Source organism: Agromyces sp. S2-1-8, assembly GCF_021129215.1.
GTDB classification, from domain to species: Bacteria; Actinomycetota; Actinomycetes; order Actinomycetales; family Microbacteriaceae; genus Agromyces; species Agromyces chromiiresistens.
Window position 1 is genome coordinate 333,696 of record NZ_JAJOLP010000001.1, and the last position, 16,295, is coordinate 349,990.

The window sequence follows — 16,295 nt, forward strand, 5'->3', positions numbered from 1 at the left end:
GACCTGTCCATGACCGACACGTCGACGGCCCCGGCGCGCGCGTTCCCCGAGACCTTCCTGTTCGGTGCGGCGACCGCCGCCTACCAGATCGAGGGCGCCGCGTTCGAAGACGGCCGCACCGCCTCGATCTGGGACGCGTTCTGCCGGGTGCCCGGCGCGGTGATCGGCGGCGACCACGGCGACGTCGCGTGCGACCACTACCACCGCATGCCGCAGGATGTCGCGCTCATGCGCGAGCTCGGACTGCAGACGTACCGCTTCTCGGCGTCGTGGTCGCGGGTGCGCCCCGACGGCGGCCCCGTGAACCCCGCGGGCGTCGACTTCTACTCGAGACTGGTCGACGAGCTGCTCGGCGCCGGCATCAAGCCATGGCTCACGCTCTACCACTGGGACCTGCCGCAGGCGCTCCAGGAGCGCGGCGGCTGGACGGTGCGCGAGACGAGCGACCGGTTCACCGAGTACGCGCTCTCGCTGCACGACGTGCTCGGCGACCGGGTGACCGCGTGGACCACGCTCAACGAGCCGTGGTGCGCCTCGTTCCTCTCGTACACCGGCGGCGAGCACGCGCCGGGGCATCAGAGCATCGCCGAGGGCCTGCTCGCCGCGCATCACCTGCTGCTCGGCCACGGTCAGGTGGTGCGCGAGCTGCGGAGTCGCGACGCCGGGCTCGACCTCGGCATCACCCTCAACCACACGGTCGCCGACCCCGCCGACCCGAGCGATCCCCGCGACCTCGACGCGGTGCGCCGGCTCGACGGGCAGTTCAACCGATGGTTCCTCGACCCGCTGTTCCGGGCGAGCTACCCGGCCGACATCGTCGCCGACATCCGCGAGGCGGATGCCGCGGCCGTCGACCGGTTCGAGGCGGCCGTGCGCGACGGCGACCTCGAGCTGATCTCGACGCCGATCGACGCGCTCGGCGTCAACTACTACCACGGAGACCTCGTCTCGGCGACGCCGCCGGCTCCGGCCGACACCCCGGTGCCGAGCGCCCCCGGCAACCCGCGCCCGACCCGCAGCCCGTACCCGGTCGCTCGCGACCTCTACAACGTCGAGCGCGGCCTGCCGCGCACGGCGCAGAACTGGGAGGTGCAGCCCGAGGGGCTCACCCGACTGCTGCGCCGCATCTGGGAGGAATACGCGGCCGCGGCCGGGGTCGAGCTCTACGTCACCGAGAACGGCGCGGCGTACGACGATGTCGTGTCGACCTCCGGCGGCGCCGCCGTCGTCGACGACGCCGACCGCGAGTCGTTCGTGCTCGCGCACCTCGCGGCGATCCTCGACGCGATCGAGCAGGGGGTGCCGGTCAACGGGTACTTCTACTGGTCGCTGCTCGACAACTTCGAGTGGGCGTGGGGGTATGCGAAGCGCTTCGGCATCGTGCGGGTCGACTACGACACCCAGGAACGCACGGTCAAGCGCAGCGGGCACGCGTACGCCCGCGTCATCCGCGACCGGGCGCTGTGATGGCCGGTCGGCCGAGCGGGCGCGCGGCGCCGCATCGAGACCACGCACCCGCCGGTCGAGGAGCGCGCAGCGCGTATCGAGACCGCGGGCCGCGGCGCCACGCGACCTAGACTGACGACATGGCGAAGGATGCCTCGGGGGGTGCCCCCACGCTCGAGATGGTCGCACGCGTCGCGGGAGTGTCGCGGGCGACGGTGAGCCGCGTCGTCAACGGCTCGCCGAAGGTGAGCCCCGAGGTCGCCGCAGCGGTCAACGACGCGGTCAAGCGCCTGCGCTACGTGCCGAACCGGGCGGCCCGCTCGCTCGCCAGCCGCTCGTCGAACGCGATCGCGCTCGTCGTGCCCGAAGACGTCACGACGTTCTTCGGCGACCCGTACTTCGCCGAGATCGTCAAGGGCATCATGAGCCGCATCGACGACAGCGACTACGTGCTCAACCTGCTCGTCGCCTCGAGCGATCCGCGGCACAAGACGCGTGCCTACCTCGAGTCGGGCGTCGTCGACGGCGCCCTCGTGATCTCGCACCACACGGGCGACGAGATCGTGCTCGCCGATTCGACGGTGCCGCTCGTCTTCGGCGGCCGCCCGGTCGACGGGCTCGTCGAGGGCGCGACCTACGTCGACGTCGACAACGAGGCGGCGGCCGAGGTCGGCACGCGCCACCTCATCGATCTCGGCCGGCGTCGCATCGGGTCGATCACCGGTCCACTCGACATGCGCGCGGGCGTCGACCGGCTCGACGGGTACCGTGCGGCGGTCAGCGCGGCCGGGCTGCCCGACGACCTCGTCGAGTCGGGCGACTTCACCGCCGAGGGCGCCGCGGCCGCGACCCGTCGGCTGCTCGACCGGGTCGGCGCTTCCGCACGCGGGAGCGACGGCCCCGGCATCGACGCGTTGTTCGTCGCGAGCGACCTGATGGCGAGCGGCGCCCTCGCCGTGCTCGCCGAGCGCGGCCTGCGCGTGCCCGACGACGTGGCCGTGGTCGGCTTCGACGACAGTCCCGTCGCGACCCGCACCGCCGTGCCGCTGACGACCGTCGCCCAGCCGTCGGAGGAGCAGGGCCGCACGATGGCGGAGCTGCTCATCCGCCTCATCTCGGGCGACGACGACGTGCCGAAGCAGACGATCCTGCCGACGCGCCTCGTGGTGCGCGAGTCGGCGTAGGCCCCGGCGCCCTCGGCACCGGTCAGGCCCCGGCGAGCAGCCGCTCGACGAACCAGAAGAGCCCGACCGCGGCGACCCCGAGCTCGATCCAGAGCGGCGAGCCCGGCAGCCGGCGACGCAGCAGCACGATGAGCGGGAACGTCACGGCGATGAGCACGAGCTGGGTCAGTTCGATGCCCACGTTGAACACGAGCAGAGCGCCGAGCAGGCCCCACGAGAACGGCTCGTCGATGCCGAGCGCACCCGCGAAGCCGACGCCGTGCACGAGCCCGAAGACGAAGACCACCGCGACCCGCACCCAGTCATCGCGCGAGAACCCGCGGGGCGGCGCGAGCACCGTCGGCAGCACCGTCACGGCCGTGCGCTCGCGGAGGGCGAGGCCCCGGCGCGGGCCGGAGCCCGAGGCGCCGCCCGGGTTCGGGGTGGCGCCCGGCCGGGCTCCTGCGGCCGCAGCGACCTCCCCGGTGCTCGCTGCGTTCCCGCGCCGTCTCAGCAGGCCGTCCAGACCTCCCCGGCTGCGTCGCGACGCCCAGACGCTCCAGAGCGCGACGGCGGCGATCGAGAACGCGATGACCGGCTCGACGAACGCGGGCGGCACGCTCACGAGCCCGAGCGCGGCGGCGATGAACGTCATCGAGTGCGCCACCGTGAATGCCGTCGCGACCACGACGATGTCGCGCAGGCGCCTCGCACCGACGATGAGGGCGATCAGGAACAGCAGGTGGTCGGGTCCGAAGAGCAGGTGCTCGGCGCCGAGGATCAGGAACTCGCCCATCCGCGAGCCCCAGTCCTGCGTCGTCGTCATCGTCGGGCTCGTGTCGGTGTCGAGGTTCGCGACACCGGCTCCCGAGCCGAGGTCGTAGCTGACGATCGTGGTCGTCCTGCCGCCCGGTGCCGTTCCCGGGAACAGCTCGGTGCCGATCCGGTAGACGGCGGCGGCCGCGCCGACCTCAGACCGGCAGTCGGCGTCGATCACGAGCCGGGCGTGCGGCACGCCGTCGCGGATCGTGATCGCGAACGGTTCGACGAGGGTGTTCGGGCAGGCCGCCCCAGCCGAGTCATCCCCCTCGACCGCGACCGAGTACCGCGGCAGGACGTACCCGAGCACCGTGTCGGAGTGGCGCTCGAGCACCTCGGTCGTGAGCTTCAGGGGATCGCGGCCCGACGCCTGCACGTCGGCGTACGCGTCGGCCTCGAACCCGGCGTCGTCCATCGCCCGCGCGCCGTCGGTCGCGAGCAGCACGTACTCGATCTCGAGCACGGTCCGCACGAGGCCGGGCTCGGGTTCGGTGACGTCGGCGAAGACGGTCGCGGCGTAGCTGTGCGCGGCCGCTGGGTCGGCCGGGGCGAGCACGGCCGACGCGAGTGCCCCGACCGCGGCGACCGCGCAGAGGAGCGCACGCACGAGGCGCGCGCTCCCCCTGCGGCGTGGTTCAGGCCGCACCGAGGTCCGCCCAGGCCGGGTGCTTCGCGGTGCCGGGCGCCTCGCCGCGGGTCCACCACTTGGCGCGATAGAGGCGCCCCTCGTGCTCGACGGTCTCGCCGCCGGTGTAGACCCACGACGCGGTCCAGGCCCGCACGATGCCCTTCACGGTGCTCACCTCGACCCCCTGCTCGGCCCAGGCGCCGTTCACCTTGCCGTTCTTCGCGGTCGCCCCGGGCGTCGCCCCCTTGGTCCACCACTGCGCGACGAACACGCGGCCGTCATGGAGCACCCGGTCGCCGGCGACGTACGCGCGGTCGGCGCGCCAGGTCGGCAGCTCTGCGATCGCGACATCCTTCGAGGTCGCCGTGCCGTCGGCGCTGTCCGGGCGGCTCGCCGTCACGGTCACCGCGATCTCGGCGCCGTTGAGCGATCCGTCGACCTGCAGCTGCGCGCCGGTCTCTCCCGCGAGCTCCTCACCGTCCGCCGTCCAGCGGTAGGCGAAGGCGAGGCCCTCGGCGTCCCACTCGCCCGGCTTCGCGAAGAGGATGCCGCCGACCTCGGCGGTTCCCGAGACGCTCGGCTGCACGGTGGCGACCGGCGCGGGCTCCTCGACGGTGACGTCGAACTCGGCCGCGGTGTCGTTGCCGGCGGCGTCGACCGCGAGGTACCGCAACGTGTACGCACCGGCGGCCGGGGGCACGATCGTGCCCGGCTCGAGCGGCACGTCCTCGCCGATGGGCCCCGACGCCGTGATCGTGAGCTCGACCGAGCCCGAGTCGTCGCCCGCGAGGCCGGCGGGCACCGTGTACTCGGTGCCGACCGTCGCGGTCGCGGCGGGCGCGGGGTCGACCTCGACGAGCGGCGGCGTCGTGTCGTTGCTCGTCAGGGCGTGCGCGGCGAGGCGCTCGACCGATGCGGCCGCGAGCGGCTCGCCGAAGATCTTCGCCGTCGCGATGGTGCCCTCGAAGGGGTACTCGACCGTGCCCGACGACGAGATGTCTCCGCCGACGACGAACGACCGTGCTGCGCCCGTCGGGTTCTGCACCTTGCCGCCGCCGGTCGCGGTGGCCGTGCCGGCCTCGCGGCCGTCGACGAACACGCGCAGTGCTCCCGACGCGGCGTCGTACGTCGCCGCGATGTGCGACCACTGCCCGGCGGTGACGGCGTTCTCGGCACGGGCGACGACGTACTTGCCGCCGACGCGCACCCACAGCTCGGGCGAGACCTTGCCCGGCTGCGTGCCGGGCAGCATCTCGAGGGCCTGCCCCGCACTCTGCGTGTTCGAGATCATGTCGCGCTCGGTCGTGATCGCGGGCACCTTGACGACCGACTCGATCGTGAAGCCGTCCTCGGTCTCGGCGTAGTCGCCGTCGGACCATGCGATGCGCGAGCCCTGGGCGGAGCTGCCAGTGAACGTCGCGACCTCGGTGCCGAGTGCGGCGTCGACCGCGATCGGCGCGTTGCCGGCGGTGATGGCGTGCGCCCGCGGCGACCGGTCGACGGGCTTGCCACCGACGTAGTCGAGATCGAGCAGGTCGGCCGCGGGGAGCGGCTCGAGGAGCCGGGCCAGCTCGGCCGATCCGTTCGCCGCGGTCACGGTGAACGAAGCCTGCGACTGGCGGGCGGCCGCGTCGGTGACGACGTAGGCGAGCGTGTGCGCGCCCGCCACGCTCGGCGTGAACGTGTACCGGCCGTCGTCGGTGCGCGCCACCTCGACGACACCCCCCGTCGGGTCGGTCACCTCGACGGCGACCTTCACCCGGCCCGAGTTGTCGACCGCCTGCGGCGCCGGGGCGATGTAGGGCCGACCGACGACCGCGGAGGCACCGGGCGCCGGCCGCTCGGCCTCGACCTGCGGCGGCGTGGCGTCGATGAGCTTGAGCTCGCGGTTCGCGACGCGGTAGACGTTCTTGTCGCTCAGCGGCGTGCTGTAGATCTCGACGCCGGCGATGCGGCCGTCGAGCGTCGCGTCGTCGAGGGTGCCGCTCGCGTTCGCGTCGCCGCCGATCGCCATGTAGCGCGCCGCGGTGTTGCTCGGCTTGACCGGGAACGAGACGTCCTCCGTGGTCACCGCCCTGATGCCGTTCACGTAGAGGCGGGCGTCGGTGCCGTCGTACCAGCCGGTCACGTGGTACCAGGTGCCGTACTCCAGCTCGACCGACGGACGAGGGCTCGAATACCAGAATCCGAGCTCGTACGTCGTGGCCGACGCCGTTCGCACCGCCTCGAGGCCGACGCCGCCGCCCTGCATGCCGCCGAACACGTCGACGTATCCGCCGACGGGCTTGTCGATCGCGTCGAGCTTGAACGTCGCGTCGATCGTGAAGCCGTCCTGCAGCTTCGCGTAGTCGGCGTCGCTCCAGGGCGCGGTCTTGAACGCGGTGGCCGCGTCCTGCTCACCGACCGCGACCTGTGCGCCGAGGTCGGCGTCGTCCGCGACTCGGGCAGCGCCGCCTGCGGTGAGGTTCCACGCCTTCGGCGAGGCATCCGCGGCCTTGCCGTCGGCGAAGCCGACATCGAGGAGATCGGCGGTCGGCACCTGCTCGCGCAGGTCGTCGAAGGTGAGCATCTCGGGGTCGAACGGCGGCTCGACCGGGCCGGTCGAGCCGGTCGTCGTGAACCGCGCCGTGAGCGCCGTACCCTCCTTGCCCCACGCGTTGATCGGGGTGACCCGCACCTCGTACTGTCGCGACGGGCGCAGGTTCCACACCTCGTGGTTGCGGCTCGTCGGCATCGGCAGGTTGTAGAACCCCGACCACTGCAGGAAGGTGTTCACGGTCTGCCCGGTCGCGACGTCGACCGTCGTGTAGCGGTACTTGTGCACGATGTCCTGCACGGTGTTCGGAGCGGGCACGGCCTGCGGGAACGCGACCATCGCCTTGTCCTCGCCGATGCCGTCGACCGTCACCGCGGAGCCCGCCTTCCACTCGGGCGCCTTCGAGAGGCTCGCGCGGTGGGTGTTGTTGAGCGGGAAGCGCTCGTCGTACGTCTTCGTCGTGTCGACCGAGTCGGCGACGTCCCACGTCCACGTCTGGTCGATCCACTGATCGGCGAGCAGGTCGTAGTTCCTGATCGTGACCTTCGAGCCGGTGATCTCGACGACCGCCGTCTGGCGGTTGTTGCCCGCGTCGTCGGGCGTCGTGTCGTTCGATCGGCTCGTCGGGCTCGTGCCCACGACGCCCGACTCGAACTCGTAGTACGCGAGCGGCGGTGCATTGACGGTCGTGAAGCCCTTGTCGGCCTTGTCGCCGGCACGGTTCTCCTGGCCCTGCCAGACCGACGTCGGGATGTTCTGCGGCGTGTGGATGTGCCCGCCCCAGACGACCGCCTGCGGGAAGTCGTCGAAGACCGACTGCAGGGTGTTGCCGCAACCGCTCGAGAGGCCCGTGCCGTACCACTCGTTCGAGACGTAGTGCGTGCACTGCAGCGGGTGGTGCACGAGCACCATGACGGGCTTCGTCGGGTCCTCGGCCGTGGCGGCCGCGAGTCGCTGCTGCAGCCACGAGGCGGCGTAGGCGTAATTGCCCGAGCTCGCCGACGACGGCTTGCCCGTGACGGGGTCGAGCGTGCCGGCACCCGGCGAGACGGTGATGAAGTGGTAGCCGTCGATCGTGTAGTCGGCGTTCGGCTTCTGGCCGCCGGTGGCCTGGGTGAACAGGTCGTACGACGAGATCGCGCTGACGTCGTGGTTGCCGAGCGAGGCGACGAGGTCGATGCCGAGGCCGGCCTTCGAGTCGATCGTCGACTTCAGCCCGGCGTACTCGCTCGCGGTCGCGGTATTCGTCAGGTCGCCCACGAAGAGGGCGGTGCCGACGTTCTCGGCGGCCCAGAAGTCGTACGCCTCGGCGAGCTCGCTCCAGTTGTTGTGGATGTCGCCGATCGCCGCGAAGCGGATGTCGGGCTCGCCGTCGGCGGTCGCAGGGGCTTCGACGACCGACTCGGTCGACGACGGCCCGGATGCCTCGGCGGAGGGCTCCTCGGACGCCGGCGCACCGGCCGGGGCCCGGGTCGCATCTCCGCCGACCGTGACGGTGCGCGTCTCCTCGGTGATGCCGCCCTCGGCATCGGTGACGGTGAAGGCGACCGTGTACTCGCCCGCGACGGCGGGCACGAAGCGGTAGGCGCCGTCGTCGCCCGGGCTCACAGCGGCCACGACGCCGTCGGGGCTCGTGACCGAGACGACGAGGTCGCCGGCCGCACCGGCCCCGCCGGTGAAGACGACGGTGTCGCCGACGACGGCGTCGGTCGGGCCGGCGATGGCGACGGGCGCGTCGGCCGCGCCCGCTGCGGTGGCGGCCGACTCGGCGTCGCCGTTCGACGGCGCGACGGCCGATGCGGTGGTGGCGGGCGCGGCCTGCGCCTGGGCAGGCGCGGCGGCGATGCCGGTGAGGAGCAGCGTCGCGGCGGCGACGGAGGTGACCACGAGGGCCGACCGACGCCGGGATCGGCGGGGAACGGCGGAATCGGACGGGGGGACGGCGGGCTGCGACACGATATGTCCTTCGAGTGACCTGGGCCGGAACGGTGCCACGAAACCGAGCCGAGGTGGCCGCCGGGTGAACGTGAGGGGACCGCGCGGCGGCGGATTCGCGAGCGGGGCCGGATTCGTCGGCCCGCTGCGCACAGTGGGTGCGCGGCCCGGTCGTGGCCGGGTCTCAGCCGGCGTCGGGCAACTCGGCCGTGCCTGCGGCCTGCGCCTCGAACGAGATGGTGTGCGGCAGGTACCGGTCTTCGCCGCACTCGACGGGGCGCCCGTTCGCGGCGTACGTCTCGCGCCGCACCTGCAGCATCGGGCTCGAGCGTCGGACCCCGAGCAGCCGTGCGTCCTCGCTCGATGCGGCGACGGCCTCGATGCGGTGGTTGCCGTGCGTGATGACGATGCCGGCGTCGGCGAGCCGTCGCGTGGTCGAGTGCGCATCGTCGGGCATGCGTGCGACGTGCGGCATCACCCACGGCGCCCAGGTCGAGCGCTCGACCATGACGTCGCGCCCCTCGAGCGTGCGCACGCGGATCATGTGCAGCACCTCGTCGCCCGTGCCGATGCCGAGCAGCCGCGCCTCGCGCGGAGTCGCGCGTCGGACCTCCCTCGCGACGACCCGACCGCCCGACGCGCGGCCCTGGGCCTCGGCCCACTGGGTGAACGAGCGCATGCGGTCGAACCCCTGGGTCTTCGCCGCCTGCACGAACCAGCCCGCGCCGCGGCGCGACTCGACGAGGCCCTGGCGCGCGAGCGCGGCGAGCGCGCTTCGCACGACGCTGCGCGAGGAGCCCTGCGCCGCGGCGAGCTCGAGCTCGCTCGGCAGCCGAGTGCCTGCCGGCAGCTCGCCCGACACGATCCGGCGACGCAGGTCGCCGATGAGGTCGACCGACCCGGTCACTCGAAGACGACCCCCGCCACCTCGGCGAACCGTCCGCGCATGACGGCGATCGCATCGGGGTGTTCGTCGACGAGCACGAACCGGCGGCCGAGGGTCGCGGCGACGGCGCCGGTCGTGCCGGACCCCGCGAAGAAGTCGAGCACCCAGTCGCCCTCGCGGGTCGAGGCCTGCACGATGCGCCGCAGGATGCCCTCGGGCTTCTGCGTCGGGTACCCGGTCTTCTCTCGCCCGGTCGGCGAGACGATCGTGTGCCACCAGACGTCGGTCGGCAGCTTGCCGAGCTCGGCCTTCTCGGGGGTCACGAGGCCCGGCGCCATGTACGGTTCGCGGTCGACCGCGGTCGAGTCGAACCAGTAGCGCTCGGGGTTCTTCACGTACACGAGGATCGTGTCGTGCTTCGTCGGCCAGCGCCGCTTGGACTTCGCGCCGTAGTCGTACGCCCAGATCAACTCGTTGAGGAAGCACTCGCGCCCGAACAGCGCGTCGAGCAGCACCTTCGCGTAGTGCGCCTCGCGGTAGTCGAGGTGCAGGTAGAGCGTGCCGTCGTCGGCGAGCAGGCGCCAGGCCTCGACGAGTCGCGGTTCGAGGAACGCCCAGTAGTCGTCGAAGCGGTCGTCGTAGCGCAGCAGGTCTCCGCGGATGCGCTCGTAGCGCTTGCCCGCGAACCCGGTGATCGTGTTGACGGTGTTCGCCGCGCCCGGCTCGGGCTCCGAGTCATCCGCCTCGACCTGCCGCACGTGACGCAGCGACTGGCGCGCCTGCACCCGGCCGGTGTTGAACGGCGGGTCGAGGTAGATGAGCGTGAACCGGCCGTCGGGCAGGGTGGGCAGCACCGCGAGGTTGTCCGCATGGATGATGCGGTCGGGTTCGTCGGAGGCCACGGGCTCCAGTCTGCCAGTCGACCGCTCCGCCGGTTGCGGTAGCGCCCGCCGAAGTCAGCCGGCGTGCTCGTGCGCGTGCGCGTCGGCGATCTCGCGGCCCGCGGCGGGGTCGGATGCCGCGGCCGAACCGACGACGTCGGCGACGGCGCCGCGCGAGTGCACGACCTGCCCGCCCACCAGCGTCACCTCGGCGTGCTCGGCGAGGAGGCCCGCTGGGTCGTGCTCGTGCGCGTAGAGGTCGCCCGACCACACGACGAGGTCGGCGTCCATGCCCACCGCGAGTCGCCCGCGCGACCCCTCGAGATGCCAGGCCCGCGCACCGTGCACCGTGTAGGCCTCGAGCGAGCGGTCGACGCCGACCCGCTCCCCCGCGGTCCAGGCGTCGGTGCCGTCGAGCGCCGCACGGGTCGCGGCCGAGAAGACGCCGACGAGCGGGTCCATCTCGCCGACCTGCCAGTCGCTCGAGAAGGCGACGGTCGCGCCCGAGTCGAGGAGGCTCCTGAAGCGCCAGGCGCGGCTCCAGCGCTCTTCGCCGACGTTCTCCATCCACGTGCCGGCGACGAGGTCGGGCGAGCAGTGCCGCGGCTGCATCGCCGCGGTGACGCCCAGCTCCGCGAAGCGCGGCAGGTCGTCGGGGTGCAGGCACTCGACGTGCACGACGCCGTGGCGCCGGTCGACCGTGCCGTTCACCCGTTGCGCGTGCTCGATCGCGTCGAGCGCCAGCCGGATGCCCGCGTCGCCCGTCGCGTGCGTGTGGGTCTGCAGGCCCAGCCGGTCGAGTTCGGTGACGACGCCGACGAGCTCGCGCCCGCCGTTGCCGGCGTAGCTCGGGCGTCCGCGCCGGCCGGGCCGGTTCGCGTAGTCGTCGAGCATGAGCGCGGTGTGCGGCTCGATCACGTCGTCGGAGTAGAGCTTGATGGGCCCGAGGCGCAGCAGGCCCGCGTCATCCGGGTTCTCGGCCGCGTTCGCGATCGTGTCGCGGAGCGTGCGCCGGAACTCGCCGTCGGCCCCGACGGGGTGGAAGAGCGCGGCGATCACTCGGGAGCTCAGCACGCCCTCGGCGAGCGCACGCTCGAAGAGCGGAAGCTCGGCGAGCGGCACCTGCGGCTCGACGACGGTCGTGATGCCGAGCGCGGTCGCCATGCGCATGCTCGACCGCAGCTTGCGGTACCGGCGTTCGGGCGAGTACATCGGGATGTCGCGCTGCAGCGCCGCGAGTCCCGCGACGGTCATCGCGCTCGTGTAGAAGTCGGTGACCCATCCGGTCGCCGTGCCGTCGGCGTCGCGCTCGGCGCGGCCCCAGGCGATCTCGCCGCCGTCGGCGAGGCCGAGCACCTCGAGCGCGCGGCGGTCGAGCCACACCGAGTGCTGGTCGTAGGTCGTCACGAAGATCGGCCGGCCGTGCGGGTCGAGGCCGGCCAGGTCGCGCGCGTTCGGCCGGCGGTTCTCGACGACGGCGTACACGGCGTTCTCGGCGCAGATCCACGGCAGCTCGGGGCGGGCGGCCGCGAAGCCGGCGATGCGCCGGCGCACCTCGTCGAGGGTGTGCGCCCCTTCGAGCGAGACCGCATCGTCGTCGAAGCCGAGCAGCAGGTGATTGTGGCTGTCGATCACGCCGGGCGTGACGAGCCGGCCGTCGGCCTCGACCGTGCGCCGCGCGGCGGGCGCCTCGGCCGCGGGGCCGACGTAGGCGATGCGGTCGCCCGTGACGCCGATCGCCTCGGCCCAGGGCCGCGCGGGGTCGAAGGTGCGCACGCGTGCGCCGGTGATGAGGAGGTCGAGGGTCATGGTGCTGGGCTTTCTGCGGTGTGCGGTGGAGCGGTGTGCGGTGGAGCGGTGATGCGGTGATGCGGTGATGCGGTGGCCGATGACATGGGGCAGCCACCAGCCACGGTTCGCCGGACTCCGGGGGCGTTCGGTCCGCCGGAGCTGTGGATTTGTGGACATGTGCGCATCGATCGTGTGGATGTGTGGAATTGTCGACGCGCACGCTGTGGACATGTGGACGTGTGGACGCCCTGCGAGAAGCGTCCCCGGCCGGTGCGTTCGCTCCTCGGACGGTGTGGTCGTGTGGGCACGTGGACTCGTCCCGTGTGGTCATGCGGTCATGTGGTCGCGCTCCCGGCCGAGACATCCCCGACCCGGGCGACGGGATCGCGGAGCCGACGCGGCCGGCCGCCGTGATCCCGTCGGACCGTGGGGATCCTCAGGCGAGGTCGTCGTCCTCGTCGGCGTCGAGCAGGTGTGCCGCGCCGGGGTTCGTGCGCAGGTACAGCGCGTAGTAGAGGAACCCGGCGACGATGATCCCCGCCGCGATGCCGAGGCTCAGCCACTGCGCGGGGTCGAGGATCCCGATCACGAAGATCGTCGCGATCGCGGCGAGGGCGACGATCGGCGCGATCGGCCAGAGCGGCATGCGGAAGTACGCCGACATCGACGCCCCGGCGGCGGCCTCGCGGTTCGTCTGCCGGCGCACGACGAGCGCGGCGAGGGCGATGAAGCCGTAGCTGAACGCGAGCGTCGATCCGGTGGCGTTGAGCAGCACGTCGAAGGGCACGAAGCATGCCGCGAGGGCGAGCACGCCCATGACGATCGTGGCGACGACCGGCATCTTCGTCGTCGGCGACACCTTCGCGAGCGGGCGGGCGAGCCCGGCCGGCATCGCCTGGTCGCGGGCAGCGGCGAAGAGCAGGCGGCCCGACTGCAGGGCGATCGCGATGATCGCGTTCACGATCGCGAGTGCGATCGCCACGAGCACGACGATCGTGACGGCATCGCCGGCGCTCTCGGCGAGGAACGTCTCGACCGGCAGCGCCGCGCCGAAGAGGTCCTCGAGCGAGTCGGCACCGAGCAGGATCGCGGTCAGCGGGATGAGCTCGGCGAGCACGGTGATGAGCGCGCTCCAGAGCACGGCGCGGGCGATGGTGCGGCGGGCGTTGCGGGTCTCCTCGGCGAAGTAGATCGCGCCGCCGTAGCCGTTGTACGAGAAGATGCCCTGCGTGATCGCCAGCACGAGCCCGGCGATGCCGAGCGGAGCGAGTCCGCCCGTCGCGGGGTCGAGCACCTGCGGGTCGAAGAGCGCGGTGATCGGGCGCTCGACGTTGATGAGCCCCAGCACCGCGAGCAGCACGAGCGCGGCCATCTCGACGAAGAGGAAGGCACCCGTCACCCACGCGTTCGTGCGGATGTTGAAGCACGCCGTCACGGTCGCGAGCACGATCACGATGAGCGCCGTCCACAACGGGTCGAGCCCCGCGATCGCGACGCCGAGGTAGTCGGCGACGCCGAGCGCGAAGATCGCCACGATGAGCGGCAGCGTGATGAGGTTGATGAAGAACACGGCCGCGCCCGCTGCCGGCCCGAGCACGCGGTTCACGAGCGAGTAGTCGCCGCCGGCGATGGGATGCCGCGACCCGAGCTCGGCGTAGCACAGTGCGACGAGCAGGCTGATGACGCCGGCGAGGGCGAAGCCCCAGAAGACGCCGGTGCCGTAGGTGGCGAGCGCGGCGCCGCCGAGGATGAACACGCTCGAGGCGGGCGAGATGCCCGAGAGGGTGATGAGCACGTTGCCGCCGACGCCGAGCGAACGCGACAGCTGCGCGCCGTGCGTCGTCGTCGCGGCCGTGTCGAGGGCGGGCGCTGGAGTGGGTGATGACATGGGGGTCTCGCTTCGTCGGGGGAACCAAGGCATTATTTGACTCAAGTGTCAAAGAATGCACCGAGCATGACAGGCCGATCGGTTAGTGTCAAGAACATGGCCCGACCCCGCAACCAGCACGCCCGGCGCGCGGCCCTCATCGAGGCGACGTATGCCGCGGGGCGCATGCACGGGCTGCGGTCGCTGTCGCTGACGGATGTCGCGGCCCAGGCCGGCCTCACGCGGGGCGCGATCCTCTACTACTACGAAGACCTCGACGCACTGCTCGTCGAGGCCCATGCTGCCGGTGTGGAGCGGTTCTGCGACGATCGCGATGCCGTCGTCGACCGCCTCGACGACCCCCGTGCGCAGCTCGCCGCCGCCATCGACGGCGGTCTGCCGAGCGGGCCCGATGACGCGCTCATGAGCCTGCTCTACGAGTTCGACGTGCTCGCCGGCAACTCGCCGCTGCACGACGAGCTCGTGCAGAAGCTCTACCTGCGCCAGCTCGAGACGTACCGTCGCATCCTGGCCGCGGGGCGCACGGCCGGCGTCTTCACGCCGAACCTCGACGACGACCGGCTCGCGATGACGTTCGTCGCCCTCGAAGACGCGTACGGCCTGCACATCGTCGGCGGCAACGCGCTCATGACGGTCGAGACCGCGGCCGCGGCGATGCGGGCGGTCGCGGCGGAACTCGGCTGCCCGACCACCCCGTCGGCCGAGTAGGCGCGCAGCACCGGATCGAGGCCGGGCTGCTCGACCCGGTGGCCTCGAAACGCTTCGCCGCTCGACCGACCGACCGTCCTCAGACGTCGAGGCGGATCGAGCCCTTGAAGCGATCGGACCGCGCCGGAGGCGCGCCCGCGGCATCCCCCTCGTCGTCGGCGAAGGCGATGCCCTTGTCACCGTCGGGAGTCGGCGCCGGCGTGGGCAGGCGGTTCTGCCGGTCCATCTCGACCTGCGCCTCGTACTTGCGCGGCGCGAACACCTCGTCGCCGATCATCATGACGGCGCTGCCCGAGGGCTTGCCCTTCTTGGTCTTGTCGGAGAGGTCGATCCAGCCGAGCCGCACGGCGACGACGATGACGCCGAGCGCGCCGAGCGCGATCGCGAGCCAGATCCACCAATCCACCCGGCGATTCTAGCGGGGTGACCCTGAGCCTTCCTCGCGAGCCGTCGCTCAGCCGCGACGCGCGACCGTCACGGCACCCGGTAGAGCCACTCGCGCGTCGCGAACTTCGTCTCGACGAGCTCCTCGGCCTCGGCCAGCTCGTCGGCGGTCACGCTGCCCGGCGTCGCCCCGTTGAGCGCGACGAACGTCTGCTTGAGGCTCTCGATGATGGCGCCGCGGCTGAGCCCCGTCTGCGAGCGCAGCGGGTCGACGCGCTTCGCCGCCGAGGCGATGCCCTTGTCGCTGATCTTCTCGCGACCGATGCGGAGGACCTCGAGCATCTTCTCGTTGTCGAGGTCGTACGCCATCGTGACGTGGTGCAGCACTCCCCCGTTGCCGAGGCGCTTCTGCGCGGCGCCGCCGATCTTGCCGAGCGGGCTCGTGATGTCGTTGAGCGGCTGGTACGTCGCCTCGATCCCGAGGGCGCGCAGGCCCTGCAGCACCCAGTCGTCGAGGTAGGCGTACGACTCGGCGAAGCTCATGCCCTGCACGAGCTCTGCAGGCACGTAGAGCGAGTAGGTGACGACGTTGCCCTGCTCCATCATCATCGCGCCGCCGCCCGAGATGCGGCGCACGACGTCGAAGCCGTAGCGCTCGGCGCCCTCGGGGTCGACCTCGTTCCTCACCGACTGGAACGAGCCGATGACGACGGCCGATTCGTCCCACTCCCAGATGCGCAGGGTCGGCTTGCGGCGGCCCTCGCCGACGCGGGTGGCGAGCACCTCGTCGAGCGCGAGGTGCAGGCGCGGCGGCACGGCGGGGTCGTGCACGACCTCCCAGTCGTAGTCGGCCCAGCTCGTCGCCTCGGTGAGCGCGCGGCGCACGGCGACCGCGACGGCGTCGGCCGAGAAGCCCAGCATGACGGCGTCCTTGCGGAGGCGCGCGCCGATCGCGGCCGAGATCTGCTTCGCGTCGGAAGCCGCGGGCAGGCCCTCGAGCGCGGCGTTGATGTCGTCGAGCGCTTCGTCGGGTTCGAGGAAGAAGTCGCCGGCGACCCGCGGGTTGCGGATCGCCCCGCCGACCACGTCGAAGTCGACGATCACGAGCTTGCCGCCGGGCACCTTGTATTCACCGTGCATGCGGTACAGCCTACGGATGGGTTCCGTCGGTCGAGTAGCGCGGGAGCGTCACGGGCTCGGACGCGCCGCGTCAGGCCGACCGCCGGGTGC

11 protein-coding genes are annotated in these 16,295 nt (G+C 72.2%); 3 read left to right on the plus strand and 8 right to left on the minus strand.

Annotated features, from left to right (window positions below; translation table 11 throughout):
* Nucleotides 1–9: 9 nt before the first annotated feature.
* Together LR269_RS01525 and LR269_RS01530 are read left to right on the plus strand one after the other, a co-directional pair.
* Nucleotides 10–1,467 carry a GH1 family beta-glucosidase gene (locus LR269_RS01525; protein ID WP_231428944.1) on the plus strand — a complete coding sequence of 486 codons (1,458 nt, stop codon included), beginning with the start codon at nucleotides 10–12 and terminating at the stop codon, nucleotides 1,465–1,467.
* Between the two features lie 119 nt (nucleotides 1,468–1,586).
* Complete coding sequence (locus LR269_RS01530) at nucleotides 1,587–2,630, plus strand: LacI family DNA-binding transcriptional regulator (protein ID WP_231428945.1); 1,044 nt, start codon at nucleotides 1,587–1,589, stop codon at nucleotides 2,628–2,630.
* A gap of 22 nt (nucleotides 2,631–2,652) precedes the next feature.
* On the opposite strand, the gene LR269_RS18955 is transcribed toward LR269_RS01530, so the two are convergent.
* The 6 genes from LR269_RS18955 to LR269_RS01560 all read right to left on the minus strand — a co-directional run bounded on the left by LR269_RS18955 (nucleotide 2,653) and on the right by LR269_RS01560 (nucleotide 13,973).
* Nucleotides 2,653–4,035: a HupE/UreJ family protein gene (locus tag LR269_RS18955; RefSeq protein WP_231428946.1), complete on the minus strand. Its 1,383-nt coding sequence runs from the start codon at nucleotides 4,033–4,035 to the stop codon at nucleotides 2,653–2,655.
* A gap of 28 nt (nucleotides 4,036–4,063) precedes the next feature.
* Nucleotides 4,064–8,479, minus strand: a complete 4,416-nt coding sequence (locus tag LR269_RS01540) for a LamG-like jellyroll fold domain-containing protein (RefSeq protein ID WP_231428947.1) — start codon at nucleotides 8,477–8,479, stop codon at nucleotides 4,064–4,066.
* A gap of 232 nt (nucleotides 8,480–8,711) precedes the next feature.
* Nucleotides 8,712–9,434, minus strand: a complete 723-nt coding sequence (locus tag LR269_RS01545) for a GntR family transcriptional regulator (RefSeq protein ID WP_231428948.1) — start codon at nucleotides 9,432–9,434, stop codon at nucleotides 8,712–8,714.
* Entirely contained in the window at nucleotides 9,431–10,315 is an 885-nt protein-coding gene (locus tag LR269_RS01550) for a site-specific DNA-methyltransferase (protein ID WP_231428949.1), read from the minus strand. Before LR269_RS01550 ends, LR269_RS01545 begins: the two co-directional genes overlap by 4 nt.
* Before the next feature lie 54 nt (nucleotides 10,316–10,369).
* Entirely contained in the window at nucleotides 10,370–12,103 is a 1,734-nt protein-coding gene (locus LR269_RS01555; RefSeq protein WP_231428950.1) for an amidohydrolase, read from the minus strand.
* Nucleotides 12,104–12,521: 418 nt separating this feature from the next.
* Nucleotides 12,522–13,973 carry an APC family permease gene (locus tag LR269_RS01560; protein WP_231428951.1) on the minus strand — a complete coding sequence of 484 codons (1,452 nt, stop codon included), beginning with the start codon at nucleotides 13,971–13,973 and terminating at the stop codon, nucleotides 12,522–12,524.
* Between the two features lie 96 nt (nucleotides 13,974–14,069).
* Here LR269_RS01560 and LR269_RS01565 point away from each other — a divergent pair, with 96 nt between their 5' ends.
* Entirely contained in the window at nucleotides 14,070–14,681 is a 612-nt protein-coding gene (locus tag LR269_RS01565) for a TetR/AcrR family transcriptional regulator (RefSeq protein WP_231428952.1), read from the plus strand.
* Between the two features lie 79 nt (nucleotides 14,682–14,760).
* On the opposite strand, the gene LR269_RS01570 is transcribed toward LR269_RS01565, so the two are convergent.
* Nucleotides 14,761–15,087 carry a hypothetical protein gene (locus LR269_RS01570; protein WP_231428953.1) on the minus strand — a complete coding sequence of 109 codons (327 nt, stop codon included), beginning with the start codon at nucleotides 15,085–15,087 and terminating at the stop codon, nucleotides 14,761–14,763.
* Between the two features lie 68 nt (nucleotides 15,088–15,155).
* On the minus strand, nucleotides 15,156–16,205 hold the full coding sequence (locus LR269_RS01575) for a biotin/lipoate A/B protein ligase family protein (protein WP_231428954.1): 1,050 nt from the start codon (nucleotides 16,203–16,205) through the stop codon (nucleotides 15,156–15,158).
* Nucleotides 16,206–16,295: the final 90 nt, after the last annotated feature.